Origin of the sequence: Salegentibacter tibetensis, from assembly GCF_020164485.1 — a bacterium.
Classification (GTDB): Bacteria; Bacteroidota; Bacteroidia; order Flavobacteriales; family Flavobacteriaceae; genus Salegentibacter; species Salegentibacter tibetensis.
Window position 1 is genome coordinate 1 of record NZ_JAIQZA010000140.1, and the last position, 286, is coordinate 286.

Annotated in this window: 1 protein-coding gene; it reads left to right on the top strand. The window is 57.0% G+C overall.

Annotated elements, in window-relative coordinates:
* On the top strand, positions 1–286 hold a 286-nt coding region (locus LB467_RS18845), incomplete at both ends, for a hypothetical protein (protein ID WP_224475685.1).

Consider the following 286-nt stretch of genomic DNA (forward strand, 5'->3'; position numbering starts at 1 on the left):
GGTCAAGGAGCTGAACAAGTGGCGCCGCGAGCAGATGAGTAACCTTGTTAGCGCCTTTGACTTCTCGAACCGTGACCTCAGTGTGCCGCAGCTGCCGAAGGCGGAGAACGCCTCGAAGGACAAGGTGACTGGCATGTGGAATGGTGTGACTCTGTGCATGCGCAAGTACGAAGACCTTGTCCAGCCGCCAGTGCCGTACGGCAACCAGACTGAGCTTAAGAAGGGCTACAACGTCGAGAAGGGTTACAAGAAGGTTCGTGGCTCGCTTACGGAGGGCCACTATCTC